Below are 14,211 nucleotides of genomic sequence, written 5' to 3'. Positions count from 1 at the left end.
GGTAAATACAAACAAAGTATAGGAAAGTATTAATACCTCTGCTGCCTTACCGGACAAGGAAACTGTTACCCGGAGAAGACTGCTGGCGCGTGTTGCAGATGAATATCTGTATTATCAATGAGTTATTTGTATTTCTTGTTGAAATATCTGATTTTAAAATGTATCAAATGAAATTATTTGAGTGCTACATAAATTTCTAGATATGTCTTTTATTGTCTGAAGATGTATTGCCACGCGTAACTAAAAAATAGATCGCGGTAAGACGTACTCTCTGCGCACCTTTTTTTATCAGAACACCTTCATGAACCGTAATTCTTTCCTTGCCGCGACAGCGAGCTTACCATTTTTTATTTTGCTGGCGGGCTGCGCGCCCATGCACAATAGCCGTCAGTCGCTGACCCAGCAGACGCCCTCTTCTTATGTTGACGCCACCCTGCCGGCGGCCTTGAAAAATGGCTGGCCGGACAGTCAGTGGTGGAAGGCCTATCACGACGCACAACTCGACGCGTTGATTGATAATGCCTTACAGCATTCACCAGATATGCAGGTGGCTGAACAGCGTATCCAACTGGCGGAAGCACAGGCGAAAGCGGTTGAGGCGCAGGATGGTCCGCAGCTCGATTTTTCTGCCGATGTAGAGCGCCAGCGGATGTCAGCTGAAGGGTTGATGGGGCCGTTTGCTATTACCGATCCTGCGGCGGGTACGACCGGACCGTGGTATACCAATGGTACATTCGGCCTGACGGCGGGCTGGGATTTGGATTTGTGGGGTAAAAACCGGGCTGAAGTGACCGCACGGATCGGCGCCGTCAAAGCCCGCGAAGCGGAGCAGGAACAGACCCGGCAATTATTAGCAAGCGGTGTGGCGCGGCTTTATTGGGAATGGCAGACACAGGCGGCGCTGAAAAATGTGCTGACGCAAATTGAGCATGAGCAGCAAAACGTGGTGGCGGTAAATCGGGAATTGTATCAACACGGTATTACCTCTTCTGTCGAAGGGGTCGAGACTGATATCGACGCCAGTAAAACCCAGCAGCAGTTGAATGACGTCAACGGCAAAATGAAGGTCATTGAAGCGCGGCTCAGCGCGTTAACCAATACACAATCATCGGCACTAAAACTGCGCCAGGTGAGCCTTCCTACTGTTGAAAGTCAGCTACCGTCGCAGTTGGGCTATTCGTTGCTGGCGCGGCGACCGGACTTACAGGCCGCACACTGGTATATTGAATCCTCATTAAGCAGCATCGACGCGGCGAAAGCGGCGTTTTATCCCGATATTAACCTGATGGCTTTCTTGCAGCAGGATGCGTTACATCTGAGCGATCTGTTCCGCCATTCCGCGCAGCAATATGGCATTACCGGCGGGCTGACGCTGCCAATTTTTGACAGCGGCAGACTGAACGCCAATCTTGATATCGCCAAAGCGCAAAGCAATTTATCGATCGCCAGCTATAACAAAGCGGTGGTGGATGCTGTCAATGACGTGGCGCGCGCCGCCAGCCAGGTGGAGACGCTGGCGCAGAAAAATCAGCATCAGCAGCAAATTGAGCATGACGCACAGCGCGTTGTCGGCCTGGCGCAGGCGCGTTTTAATGCCGGTATTATCGCCGGTTCCCGCGTGAGCGAGGCCAAAATTCCGGCATTGCGCGAACAGTGCAACGGTTTAATGTTGCAGGGGCAGTGGCTTGATGCCTCCATCCAGCTTACCAGCGCACTGGGTGGCGGTTATCATTCCTGATTTTTCCGGATGAATCAGGCAGGGTTTCTATACTTAGGCTGTGTAGGATTCATCCGGAGAGCAATATGACCAAAGTGGCAATTGTAACGGCATCAGATTCGGGAATTGGCAAAACGTGTGCGTTGTTATTAGCGCAAAACGGTTTTGATATTGGTATCACCTGGCATTCTGATGAACGCGGCGCGCAGGAGACGGCAAAAAAAGCGGCGCAATTTGGCGTGCGGGCAGAGACTGTTCATCTTGATCTGAGTCAGTTACCCGAGGGCGCACAGGCCATTGAACATCTTATCCAGCGTCTGGGGCGCGTTGACGTGCTGGTTAATAATGCCGGAGCGATGAGCAAATCCGCGTTTATCGATATGCCGTTTACGCAGTGGCGGCAAATTTTTACCGTGGATGTTGACGGCGCATTTCTTTGCGCGCAAATCGCCGCCCGGCATATGATTAAACAGGGGGAGGGGGGACGTATTATCAATATTACCTCCGTCCATGAGCATACGCCGCTTCCACAAGCCAGTGCCTATACCGCCGCGAAACATGCGCTCGGTGGGTTAACCAAATCCATGGCGCTGGAACTGATTGAGCATAATATTTTGGTCAACGCCGTCGCGCCGGGCGCGATTGCCACGCCGATGAATGATATGGACGACAGCGACATCGAACCGGGATCGGAACCGTCGATCCCCATCGCCAGACCAGGCTCTACACATGAGATAGCCAGCCTTGTCGCCTGGCTATGTTCGCAAGGGGCAAGTTATACCACCGGCCAGTCACTGATTGTCGACGGCGGTTTTATGCTGGTGAATCCGCAATTCAACGCGAAATAAACGTAGCATACCGGATGGCGGCGTTATGCCATCCGCGTTAACGGGCATTCGCTTTGCCGCGTCTTTTCAGCCACCAGCGTATGCCGACCACCAGTACCACCGCCAGAATCAGCCAGAATCCGTGTCGGAGATGCTGATCGAGGTTATGCAGCCAGGGCGCGATCACCTCGCCGCCAAGATACCCCAACGAGGTAAACAGTAACGCCCAGACCAGCGCGCCGAAAATATTCAGCGGCAGAAAAATTTTAGGCGGCAGGCGGCTGGCGCCAATCAGTAACGGGCCAACCACCCGGAATCCGTACATAAAGCGCGTACCGATCACAAACAGATACGGATGGCGTTGGATCATTTTCTGCGCATGACGAATTTTAGTATGGTAGCGGGAAAAACGGCGCAGGATCTTTCCACCATAGCATCGTCCCAACAAATAAAGCAGTTGGTCACCGATCATCCCTCCCAGCGCGACGGCCACGACCACCAGCGGAAACTTGAGCAGCCCCTGATGCGCCGCCACGCCGCCCAGCAGGGTAATAGTTTCGCCTTCGGCCATACTGCCGATAACCAGCGCCGCATAGCCATAATGCGTAATAAGCGTATTAATATCCATACGTAAACAACCTCCGGCATTAAGCATACACCCTGGCAAGACTTGTGCGCGGCAAAGCCAGCGTTTTGCCGGAAACGATTTTGTTATTGTTCATAAAATAACCATGATATGAATTATACTTGAACATACTGACATCCGAGGCACCAGAAGGGGGCAGTATGAACCATGTATGGGGGCTTTTTTCCCATCCCGATCGGGAAATGCAGGTGATCAAAAGCGAAAACGAAACCGTTTCGCATCACTATACGCACCACGTTCTGCTGATGGCGGCGATTCCGGTCGTCAGCGCTTTTATTGGCACGACGCAAATTGGCTGGAATTTTGGTGACGGCAACGTGTTGCAACTCTCTCTGTTTACCGGTTTTGCGCTGGCTCTCCTGTTCTATGGCGTAATGCTGGCGGGCGTCGCCGTGATGGGGCGCGTTATTTGGTGGATGGCGCGAAACTATCCACAGCGGCCAACGCTTGCGCGCTGTATGGTTTTTGCCGGCTATGTGGCAACGCCACTTTTTTTAAGCGGGCTGGTGGCGCTTTATCCGCTGGTATGGCTGTGCGCTCTGATCGGCGCCGTGGCGCTCTTTTACACCGGCTATTTGCTGTATCTGGGTATCCCGACCTTCCTCAATATTAATAAGGAAGAAGGATTGCGCTTTTCCAGCTCGACGCTCGCCATCGGCGTGCTGGTGCTGGAGGTGCTGCTGGCGATTACCGTTATCCTGTGGGGATACGGATACCGTCTGTTCTGAGCGAGACAGGTTGCCGTAAAAGCCAGCAAGAGCGCATTTTCTAACGATTCTTCTGTGGCGGCATCGCTGGCGTGCCGCTATGATGCCACTGCTAGCTTGAGTAAAACCTTTGCTCAGGCGGTGTGCGTCACGACGCGCGTGAATCATTATCAGAAATCTCATCATGCTGAAATTCCGAGCTTCATTCCTGAGCCTTGCTCTGATGTTGGCCGTTCCTTTTGCCCCACAAGCCGTGGCGAAAACGGCAGCGACAACCGCGGCGTCTCAACCTGAGATAGCTTCCGGTAGCGCAATGATTGTTGATCTCAACACCAATAAAGTGATCTATTCGAATCATCCGGATCTGGTGCGGCCAATTGCTTCGATAACCAAATTAATGACGGCGATGGTCGTGCTCGACGCACGGCTGCCGCTGGATGAAAAACTGAAAGTTGATATCAGCCAGACGCCGGAGATGAAAGGGGTGTATTCCCGCGTGCGCCTGAACAGCGAAATTAGCCGCAAAAATATGTTGCTGCTGGCCCTGATGTCTTCCGAAAACCGGGCAGCAGCCAGTCTGGCGCACTATTATCCCGGCGGTTATAACGCATTTATTAAAGCGATGAATGCGAAGGCGAAAGCGTTGGGCATGACGCATACCCGCTTTGTTGAGCCGACGGGGTTGTCGATTCATAACGTTTCGACCGCACGGGACTTAACAAAACTGCTGATTGCCACGAAGCAATACCCGCTGATTGGCCAGCTAAGCACCACGCGCGAAGACATGGCGACATTCTCGCATCCGGCATATACGCTGCCGTTTCGCAATACCAACCATTTGGTCTACCGTGATAACTGGAATATCCAGTTAACGAAAACCGGCTTTACCAATGCGGCGGGGCATTGCCTGGTGATGCGTACCGTGATCAATAACAAACCGGTCGCGCTGGTGGTCATGGATGCGTTCGGCAAATATACCCACTTTGCGGACGCCAGTCGCCTGCGTACATGGATTGAAACCGGTAAAGTCATGCCCGTTCCGGCTGCCGCGTTGAGCTATAAAAAGCAAAAAGCCGCGCAAATGGCGGCAGCCAGCGCCAGTGCCGGGGCGCAAACCGCACAGAACGATTAAGTTGCCGCAGGCCCGGCAGGCATCGCGCCGCCGGGCATTCACGGCAAACTGCATGGTATTAATGCGTCTCGTCGGGCGTGCTTTCCTGCCAGAATTTCCGCTTGCTTGTTTTGCCAATACCAGGGTTCATGCTGTTGGTCGGGTCATTTTGCCGATAAAAACGCGTCAACGCTTCCGGCGCTTTATACAGATGTCCAACGTTGTGTTCCGCCGGGTATTGCGCCCCGCGAGCCTGCAACAGCGCCAGCATTTGCGCTTTCAGCGCGTGGACGTCGACGCCTTTCTTCACGATATAGTCCTGATGAAAAACGTGGCACATAAAGTGGCCGTAATAGAGTTTATGTACCAGTTGGCTGTCGATTTCCGGCGGCAGATGCTCGAACCAGTCGGTATCGTTGCGGCGCAGAGCGATATCCAGCGCCAGAATATCTTCCACTTCATTAGCGTGTACAGCCTGATAGCGAATTGCCGCGCCAGCAGCGGCGAAGCGGTGCAGGAAGGCTTTGTTGCCTTCTTCCGGCGTACAGGTGAAGAAACCGCCCTCAGCGGATTTAAAAAATTCATTCAGCCAGCGTTGTGCTTCTGCGACGCCGTCTCCCGCCATTTTTAACAGGAGATGATGCTCATACTTGTCGCGCCAGTTTTTCATCCGCGGCGGCAGATGGCCGGGAAACAGATGGCCAAATTTCTGCATCGCGCGGTCAGTGAAATGCGGACGGAAAAATTTTACTTTTTCCAGCATTGCATCAGTACGGCCTTTTAGCGTAAAGAAGAACGGCATCTTGTCGGTGCCGAGCTTATCGATCATCAGGAAGGTATCTTTACCGTACTGCTCCGCAATATCGTAGATATCGCGATGCATATATTCTCCTGCGACTGGCAGGTTGTCGAAGTTTGCCAGAATATGCCGACGAATCTCCGTCAGTACTGCTGGCTGGTTAGTGCCGATATAAAAGACTTGCTGATTTTTTTCCGCTTCAAAGGTATCAAGCCGAACGGCAAAAACCGCCAGTTTTCCGGCGCAGCCGGAAGATTCAAACAAACGGTCCGGGTCGGCGTTATAGCGAGCGGGCGTATCGGCGTTGATATCTCGTACCCGCGTCACGTAGTCGTGATCGTGCGCATGACGACCATCATGGCGCACATCTTCCTCTTTAATCCGTTCGTCATCCAGCTTGTTCAGGATTTGCTCCGGTGTGTTCCCAAGATCAATCCCCAGATGATTGACCAGCTGCAGTTTTCCCTGCTCGTCAATACGGGCAAAGAGCGACATCTCGGTATAGGCCGGGCCGCGCTGTACCAGCGAACCGCCGGAATTATTACAGATGCCGCCGATAACCGACGCGCCGATACACGACGAGCCAATCACCGAATGTGGTTCGCGGCCCAGCGGTTTAAGCGCTTTTTCCAGCGAGTAGAGCGTTGTGCCGGGCCAGGCCAGAACCTGTTTGCCGCTATCCAGTAAGTGCAGCTTATCCAGCCGCAGGGTGCTGATGATAACAATATCGCGATCGTAGTCGTTGCCGTTTGGCGTGGAGCCTTCGGTTAGTCCGGTGTTAGCAGCCTGCATCAGAATAATTTTGTCAGCGTTAACGCAGGCGTTGAGCACGCGCCACAACTCCAGTAATGAACCCGGAAAAACGACGGCCAGCGCGTCGCCCTGGCCGGATCGGAAACCCTTGCGATAGCGGGCGGTTTTTGCAGGATCGGTCAGCAGGTGAGAATGGCCAACCTGGCGGGCCAGCTCATTGAGGAACTCTTTATTATCGGTCATTGTTATGGAAGACATTCTCCACTCCTTGTGGTGGGACAAAATATCAGCGTTAAGCATAGCGCTTTGTATGACAATACGCTTTCTCATTCAAATTGTATCTGCATTGGCTGCGCTCATTTGCCGCTCTGATACCCTTCGACGGTGTTTTCGGATTCGGTTGTGCAGAAAATTAAGTGAATAACCTTCGCTTTCTTCTCCTCTCACGTTTACGCTTATGGCAAACTGCGGTTTTTATTCTGTTTTTACCGCCTCGTCGGGATAAAGATAAAGAGAGAACAACATGAAATGGTTTTGTTCAGTAGGGGTTGCTGTGAGTCTGGCGATGCAGCCAGCATTGGCAGAAAACCTGTTTGGCAATCACCCGCTGACGCCTGAAGCGCGCGACGCGTTTGTCACCGATTTACTCAAGAAAATGACCGTTGATGAAAAAATTGGACAGCTGCGTCTGATTAGCGTCGGTCCTGAGAATCCGAAAGACGCTATTCGCGAGATGATCAAAAACGGGCAGGTCGGGGCGATTTTTAATACCGTCACCCGTCAGGATATTCGTCAAATGCAGGATCAGGTAATGGCATTGAGCCGTCTGAAAATTCCTCTCTTTTTTGCCTATGACGTGGTACATGGCCAGCGAACGGTCTTTCCAATAAGCCTCGGACTGGCTTCTACATTTAATCTGGATGCGGTAAGAACCGTAGGACGCGTATCGGCGTATGAAGCGGCGGATGATGGTCTGAATATGACCTGGGCGCCGATGGTGGATGTCTCCCGCGATCCGCGTTGGGGACGCGCCTCCGAAGGCTTTGGCGAAGATACATATTTAACCTCCATCATGGGCGAAACCATGGTGAAAGCGATGCAGGGCAAAAGCCCGGCGGACCGCTACTCGGTGATGACCAGCGTGAAACATTTTGCCGCCTATGGCGCCGTTGAAGGCGGTAAAGAGTACAACACCGTGGATATGAGCCCGCAGCGCCTGTTTAACGACTACATGCCGCCGTACAAAGCAGGGTTGGATGCGGGCAGCGGCGCGGTGATGATAGCGCTAAATTCGCTTAACGGCACCCCGGCGACATCAGATGCCTGGCTGCTGAAAGATGTTCTGCGCCATCAGTGGGGGTTTAAGGGCATTACTGTTTCCGACCATGGCGCCATTAAAGAACTGATTAAACACGGTACGGCTACCGATCCGGAAGACGCGGTGCGCGTGGCGCTGAAGTCAGGGGTGGATATGAGCATGGCGGATGAGTATTACAGCAAATATCTGCCCGGGCTTATCAAGAGCGGTAAGGTGACGATGGCGGAGCTGGATGACGCCACCCGCCACGTGCTGAATGTCAAATATGATATGGGGTTGTTTAACGATCCGTACAGCCATCTGGGGCCGAAAGAAAGCGACCCGGTGGATACCAACGCCGAAAGTCGCCTGCATCGTAAAGAGGCGCGAGAAGTCGCGCGTGAAAGTCTGGTACTGCTTAAAAATCGCCTCAATACGCTGCCGCTTAGCAAAAACGCTACTATCGCCGTAGTCGGACCGCTGGCTGACAGCAAGCGTGATATCATGGGGAGTTGGTCTGCCGCAGGCGTCGCCGACCAGTCAGTTACCGTCCTGACGGGGATTAAAAACGCGTTGGGTGAGCGCGGTAAGGTGCTGTATGCCAAAGGGGCGAACATCACCAATGATAAAGATATCGTAGATTTCTTAAACCTGTATGAAGAGGTGGTGAAAATTGATCCTCGCTCGCCGCAGGCGATGATTGATGAGGCGGTACAGGCGGCGAAACAGGCTGATGTGGTTGTCGCAGTGGTGGGGGAGTCGCAGGGGATGGCGCATGAGGCCTCCAGCCGTACCGATATCACCATTCCCCAGAGCCAGCGCGACTTAATCACTGCTCTGAAAGCCACTGGTAAACCGCTGGTGCTGGTGTTAATGAACGGCAGGCCGCTGGCGCTGGTAAAAGAAGATCAACAGGCCGATGCGATTCTGGAAACCTGGTTTGCCGGGACGGAAGGCGGCAACGCGATAGCCGATGTGCTGTTTGGCGATGACAACCCGTCAGGCAAACTGCCGATGTCCTTCCCGCGTTCGGTGGGACAAATTCCGGTCTATTACAGCCATCTCAATACGGGACGTCCGTATAATCCGGAAAAGCCAGACAAATATACTTCACGTTACTTTGACGAAGCGAATGGTCCGCTCTATCCGTTTGGCTACGGTTTGAGCTATAACACGTTCAAGGTGTCCGACGTTACGCTTTCCGCACCAACCATGAAACGTGATGGCAAGGTCACCGCAAGCGTCGAAGTGACGAATACCGGTAAACGCGAAGGGGCAACGGTCATCCAGATGTATTTACAGGATGTCACGGCGTCAATGAGCCGCCCGGTGAAGCAGTTAAAAGGCTTTGAAAAAATCATCCTCAAGCCTGGCGAGACTAAAACGGTGAGTTTCCCGATTGATATCAATGCGTTGAAATTCTGGAATCAGCGAATGAAATATGACGCAGAACCCGGCAAATTCAACGTTTTTATCGGCGTGGACTCCGCCCGCGTTAAGCCGGCATCGTTTGAACTGTTGTAAGCCTGCCGCCAACAGGGCGCACTATCTGCGCCCTGTTTTGCAATGACGTTCTTTGTCGGACTTTTATTGCCACTCATGTCACTTAAGTTGCCGAAAAATCTGCAAATGCCAGGCTAAACGCAGACTTTTCAGCTATGCTTTTTCCTCACGTCTCTGAAAAAGGCCGTAAAAGAATGAGGGAAACATCATGACGATCTCAAAGCGATGGGTAAGTTCGCTGGCGCTGTTGGCGACAGTGAGTTTACCTCTTCAGGCTGCATCGCCTGTGACGGTCGGGTCAAAGATTGATACCGAAGGTGCGCTGCTCGGTAATATGATTTTGCAGGTACTGGAAAGCCACGGCGTTAAGACGGTTAATAAAATCCAGCTGGGGACGACGCCAGTCGTTCGCGGTGCGATTACCGCGGGTGAACTGGATATCTATCCGGAATATACCGGTAACGGGGCGTTCTTTTTTAAGGATGAAAACGATCCGGCCTGGAAAAATGCGCAGCAGGGCTTTGAGAAAGTCAAAAAACGAGATGCGGAACAGAATAAATTAATCTGGCTGACGCCCGCGCCCGCCAATAATACCTGGACCATTGCGGTACGTCAGGATGTGGCCGAAAAAAATAAACTCGTCTCGCTTGCCGACCTGAGCCGTTATCTGAAAGAGGGGGGCGTCTTTAAGCTGGCGGCGTCTGCAGAATTTATCGAGCGGGCGGATGCGCTGCCCGCGTTTGAAAAGGCCTATGGTTTTTCCCTGAATCAGAGCCAGCTCCTCTCGCTAGCCGGCGGTGATACGGCGGTCACAATCAAAGCCGCCGCACAGCAGACCTCTGGCGTTAATGCTGCGATGGCTTATGGAACCGATGGCCCGGTTGCCGCGCTGGGCCTGCAAACCCTGAGCGACCCAAAGGGCGTTCAGCCTATCTATGCGCCTGCGCCAGTCGTGCGTGAGGCGGTGTTACAGGCCTATCCGCAGATGGCCGACTGGTTACAGCCAGTTTTTGCCAGTCTTGATGAGAAAACCTTGCAACAGTTAAACGCCAAAATTGCTGTTGAAGGGCTGGATGCGAAAAAAGTCGCCGCAGATTACCTCAGGCAAAAAGGGTGGGTGAAGTAATTTGTGAGTGATGTTGCCAAAATCACGATTAATCGTGTGCTGTTGCTGTTAGTTATTCTGACGCTGCTTGCTGCAGCGCTTCCTTTCATTAATTATGCTCCAAATCGTCTGGTGAGCGGCGAGGGGCGTCAGCTATGGGATATCTGGCCGTCGACCATCTGGATGTTGGCCGGCGCAGGATGTGTTCTGTTCACGCTGTGTTTTGTGCCCGGTAAACGTGGCAGCGTGCTGACGCTGATAGTGGCGCAGGCGCTTTTCATTATGATGCTGTGGGGCGTGGGCAGAGCCGCGACGCAGCTGGCGCAGGAGGGCAGTCCGCTGGCGCGTACCAGTCTGGGCAGCGGATTGTGGCTCGGCCTCGGTCTGACACTGCTGGCCTGTAGCGATGCGATTCGCCGTCTTACCGTCCAGCCGCTACGGCGCTGGCTATTGCATGTGCAAATCGTCATTATACCGCTGTTGCTGCTGTTTTCAGGCACGTTAGACAACCTTTCGCTTCTGAAAGAGTATGCCAATCGCCAGGACGTTTTTGATGCCGCGCTGGTTCAACATTTGATGCTGCTGGCGGGTACCGTACTGCCGGCGCTGGCAATCGGCTTGCCGTTGGGCATCTGGTGTTATTTTTCTGCCTCGCGCCAGGGGCCGGTATTTACCGTGCTGAATGTGATCCAGACCATTCCTTCCGTTGCGTTGTTTGGTCTGTTGATTGCGCCGCTGGCCGGACTGGTGAAACAGTTTCCCTGGCTCGGGACGCTTGGCGTAGCGGGCACTGGCATGACGCCTGCGTTAATAGCGCTGGTGCTTTATGCTCTGTTGCCATTGGTTCGTGGCGTGGTCGCCGGGCTCAACCAGGTGCCGCGCGATGTGCTGGAGAGCGCACGGGCAATGGGGATGAGCACAGGCCAGCGCTTCAGACATGTTCAACTACCGCTGGCGCTACCGGTTTTTTTACGTAGCCTGCGGGTGGTAATGATACAGACGGTAGGGATGGCCGTCGTCGCCGCGCTGATTGGCGCGGGAGGCTTTGGCGCGCTGGTATTTCAGGGGCTGTTGAGCAGCGCTATTGATCTGGTCTTATTAGGCGTCATTCCGGTGATTGCGTTGGCGGTGGTCATAGACGCGCTGTTTGATTTAGGGATCGCGTTTCTGAAGGGAGCAACCGATGATTGAATTTAACCATGTCAGTAAAACCTTCGGCGATCAGCAGGCCGTCAGCGATCTCAACCTGCACTTTAGCGAAGGCAGCTTTTCGGTACTGATTGGCACTTCCGGCTCAGGAAAGTCAACCACGCTGAAAATGATTAACCGACTGGTGGAACATGACAGTGGGACGATCCGCTTTGCCGGGGAAGAGATCCGCAGCCTGCCGGTGCTTGAACTGCGCCGGCGTATGGGCTATGCCATTCAGTCAATCGGCCTTTTTCCTCACTGGACGGTGGCGCAAAATATCGCCACCGTACCACAACTACAAAAATGGCCGCGTTCGCGGATTAACGATCGTATTGATGAGTTGATGGCTTTATTGGGACTGGAAAGTACGTTGCGTGATCGCTATCCACATCAGCTTTCCGGCGGACAACAGCAGCGGGTCGGCGTCGCGCGGGCCCTGGCCGCCGACCCACAGGTCTTACTGATGGATGAACCTTTCGGTGCGCTGGACCCGGTTACCCGTGGCGCGTTACAACAGGAGATGACGCGCATCCATCGTCTACTGGGGCGCACCATCGTACTGGTAACGCATGATATTGACGAAGCGCTGCGTCTCGCCGACCATCTGGTGCTGATGGATGGCGGCAACGTTATTCAACAGGGATCGCCGCTTTCCATGTTGACCTCCCCGGAAAATGATTTTGTGCAGGCCTTTTTTGGCCGCAGCGAACTGGGTGTAAGGCTGCTTTCGTTGCGCAGCGTAGGCGATTATGTACGACGGCATGAGCAGCTAAGCGGCGACGCGTTGGTGGAGGGCATGACGCTACGTGATGCGCTATCGATGTTTGTCGCGCGTCGGTGCGATATTCTGCCCGTGGCTAATCAGCAGGGCGAACCCTGCGGTACGCTTCATTTCCGCGACTTGCTTTCGGAGACGTCCACCCGTGAAACGACTGGCTGATCCGTTGCTCTGGCTTATTGTTCTGTTTTTACTTCTGTTGTTTGGATTACCCTACAGCCAGCCGCTCTTCGGCGCGCTATTTCCCGATCTACCGCGCCCGGTCTACCAGCAGGAGAGTTTTATCGCCCTTGCACTCGCCCATTTCTGGTTGGTGGGCGTCTCAAGTCTGTTTGCTGTCGCCGTCGGGGTCGGCGCAGGGATTGCGGTCACGCGAGAGGGCGGGAAAGCGTTTCGTCCGCTGGTGGAGACTATCGCCGCCGTCGGGCAGACCTTTCCGCCGGTAGCCGTGCTGGCGATTGCAGTACCCGTAATGGGGTTTGGTCAGCAACCGGCGATTATTGCCTTGATCCTGTATGGCATATTGCCAATTCTGCAGGCAACGTTGGCAGGTCTGGGGGCAGTGCCTGCCAGCGTGATGAGCATTGCCTGCGGTATGGGCATGAGTCGTTGGCAACAGCTGTATCAGGTTGAATTACCGCTGGCCGCGCCGGTGATTCTGGCGGGTATCCGGACTTCGGTGATAATTAATATCGGTACGGCAGCCATTGCCTCAACGGTGGGAGCCAGTACATTAGGTACACCGATTATCATCGGGCTGAGTGGCTTTAATACGGCTTATGTTATTCAGGGGGCGGTGCTGGTTGCGCTGGCGGCGATCATTATCGATCGCCTGTTTGAAAGGCTGGGACACGCGATCACCCGGCATGCAAAATAAACGTATAACCTGCCAGCATCACGCCGCCGACGCCGCCGATAGCCATCAGCAGGAAAAGTGCGATCACACCGATTTTCGCTAAGCGCATTATGTACTCCTTATGTTAACAAAAGGAGTATACAATAAAGCTAATTTGTTAGCTTCTGTTTACGTGCCAAGGGGATAAATGTCGCGCCCCTGGGCGCGCCATGCTGTGAGCTGTTGCTGCTGCGCCAGCGTCTGGTTTTCTCCGCACCACACCAGTAACGTTTTGCCGTCAAACAACTCCGGGCGAAGCTGGTTGAGCGAATGGGCAAGCACATCAATGCGCCACCCTTGCTGGCTGGCGACCCAGCCTTCCAGCCACAGTCGCGTGGTGTCATGAATATTCCAGCCAACCACCAGCGCATCTTTACCTTGCTTTTTACGCGCAGACGCCAGGCAAAGCGCAATATAATTGATCAGTATACCGTCGAGAATACCCAGTAACGCCTGTAGGGTTGGCTGTTGGCACTGTAATCGCCGCCGTAGAGGAACAAACAGATTAGTGGTCAACGTTTGTGCAGGGTAGTCCTGACCGCGTTCTTTGATCCATAGTCGCAGTCTGTGCAGATTATTGCTTTGTAAGTAGTGCAACAGAATTTCCTGTTGCTCGCGCCAGCCGTTAGGCTGATCGCTGGTGTCATCGCTGTCGTTACTGAGCAGCACTTTTACCTTGCCGACCTGAACACCGTTATCTATCCAGCGCTTGATTTCGCGAATTCTGTCGATATCGGCATCGTTAAACAGACGGTGGCCGCCATCTGTTCGCTGCGGTTTTAAAAGTCCATAACGTCGCTGCCACGCGCGCAACGTGACAGGATTGATATCACAAAGCAAAGCCACTTCACCAATTGTGTAAAGCGCCATCGTCTCACCCTT

At 53.6% G+C, this 14,211-nt stretch carries 13 protein-coding genes; 9 read left to right on the top strand and 4 right to left on the bottom strand.

From position 1 onward, the window contains the following. The first annotated feature begins 301 nt into the window (after positions 1-301). Both mdtQ and SBG_RS10195 read left to right on the top strand, forming a co-directional pair. The gene (gene mdtQ / locus SBG_RS10200; RefSeq protein WP_001081444.1) at positions 302-1,738 is read left to right on the top strand and encodes a multidrug resistance outer membrane protein MdtQ; all 1,437 of its coding nucleotides are present in this window, start codon (positions 302-304) and stop codon (positions 1,736-1,738) included. A 65-nt stretch (positions 1,739-1,803) separates the two neighbouring features. Continuing rightward, positions 1,804-2,565, top strand: a complete 762-nt coding sequence (locus SBG_RS10195) for an SDR family oxidoreductase (RefSeq protein ID WP_000169620.1) — start codon at positions 1,804-1,806, stop codon at positions 2,563-2,565. Between the two features lie 37 nt (positions 2,566-2,602). Here the strand turns inward: SBG_RS10195 and SBG_RS10190 are convergent, their stop codons facing one another. Next, the gene (locus tag SBG_RS10190) at positions 2,603-3,172 is read right to left on the bottom strand and encodes a DedA family protein (RefSeq protein WP_020844715.1); all 570 of its coding nucleotides are present in this window, start codon (positions 3,170-3,172) and stop codon (positions 2,603-2,605) included. Positions 3,173-3,330: 158 nt separating this feature from the next. On the opposite strand from SBG_RS10190, the gene SBG_RS10185 reads away from it, so the two are divergent. Further along, positions 3,331-3,918 (top strand): Yip1 family protein, encoded by a 588-nt coding sequence (locus tag SBG_RS10185; RefSeq protein ID WP_001017061.1) that lies wholly within the window; start codon positions 3,331-3,333, stop codon positions 3,916-3,918. A 163-nt stretch (positions 3,919-4,081) separates the two neighbouring features. Further along, entirely contained in the window at positions 4,082-5,029 is a 948-nt protein-coding gene (pbpG, locus tag SBG_RS10180) for a D-alanyl-D-alanine endopeptidase (RefSeq protein WP_000911556.1), read from the top strand. A gap of 58 nt (positions 5,030-5,087) precedes the next feature. On the opposite strand, the gene dld is transcribed toward pbpG, so the two are convergent. Next, a complete protein-coding gene (gene dld / locus SBG_RS10175; RefSeq protein WP_000095229.1) occupies positions 5,088-6,818 on the bottom strand; it encodes a D-lactate dehydrogenase in 1,731 nt (576 codons plus the stop codon). Between the two features lie 265 nt (positions 6,819-7,083). Between dld and bglX the strand changes: the two genes are divergently transcribed. The 5 genes from bglX (at position 7,084) to SBG_RS10150 (ending at position 13,311) form a co-directional block, all read left to right on the top strand. Next, complete coding sequence (gene bglX, locus SBG_RS10170; protein ID WP_000870784.1) at positions 7,084-9,381, top strand: beta-glucosidase BglX; 2,298 nt, start codon at positions 7,084-7,086, stop codon at positions 9,379-9,381. A gap of 187 nt (positions 9,382-9,568) precedes the next feature. After that, a complete protein-coding gene (osmF, locus tag SBG_RS10165; protein ID WP_000155891.1) occupies positions 9,569-10,486 on the top strand; it encodes a glycine betaine ABC transporter substrate-binding protein OsmF in 918 nt (305 codons plus the stop codon). Positions 10,487-10,489: 3 nt separating this feature from the next. Next, positions 10,490-11,656, top strand: coding sequence for an ABC transporter permease (locus tag SBG_RS10160; RefSeq protein ID WP_001286014.1), 1,167 nt, complete (start codon positions 10,490-10,492; stop codon positions 11,654-11,656). Next, the gene (locus SBG_RS10155; RefSeq protein WP_000569161.1) at positions 11,649-12,596 is read left to right on the top strand and encodes an ABC transporter ATP-binding protein; all 948 of its coding nucleotides are present in this window, start codon (positions 11,649-11,651) and stop codon (positions 12,594-12,596) included. Before SBG_RS10160 ends, SBG_RS10155 begins: the two co-directional genes overlap by 8 nt. After that, positions 12,580-13,311 (top strand): ABC transporter permease, encoded by a 732-nt coding sequence (locus tag SBG_RS10150; protein WP_000824740.1) that lies wholly within the window; start codon positions 12,580-12,582, stop codon positions 13,309-13,311. Before SBG_RS10155 ends, SBG_RS10150 begins: the two co-directional genes overlap by 17 nt. Here SBG_RS10150 and SBG_RS10145 read toward each other — a convergent pair. Together SBG_RS10145 and mlrA are read right to left on the bottom strand one after the other, a co-directional pair. After that, positions 13,292-13,399, bottom strand: a complete 108-nt coding sequence (locus SBG_RS10145) for a protein YohO (RefSeq protein WP_001234243.1) — start codon at positions 13,397-13,399, stop codon at positions 13,292-13,294. The two genes, SBG_RS10150 and SBG_RS10145, sit on opposite strands and share 20 nt — an antisense overlap. A gap of 59 nt (positions 13,400-13,458) precedes the next feature. Beyond that, a complete protein-coding gene (mlrA, locus tag SBG_RS10140; protein ID WP_001240383.1) occupies positions 13,459-14,199 on the bottom strand; it encodes an HTH-type transcriptional regulator MlrA in 741 nt (246 codons plus the stop codon). Between the last annotated feature and the right edge of the window lie 12 nt (positions 14,200-14,211).

This window comes from Salmonella bongori NCTC 12419 (genome assembly GCF_000252995.1).
Classification (GTDB): domain Bacteria; phylum Pseudomonadota; class Gammaproteobacteria; order Enterobacterales; family Enterobacteriaceae; genus Salmonella; species Salmonella bongori.
The sequence above is the reverse complement of the archived record's forward strand: the minus strand, read 5'-3'. Positions and strand labels throughout refer to the sequence as shown.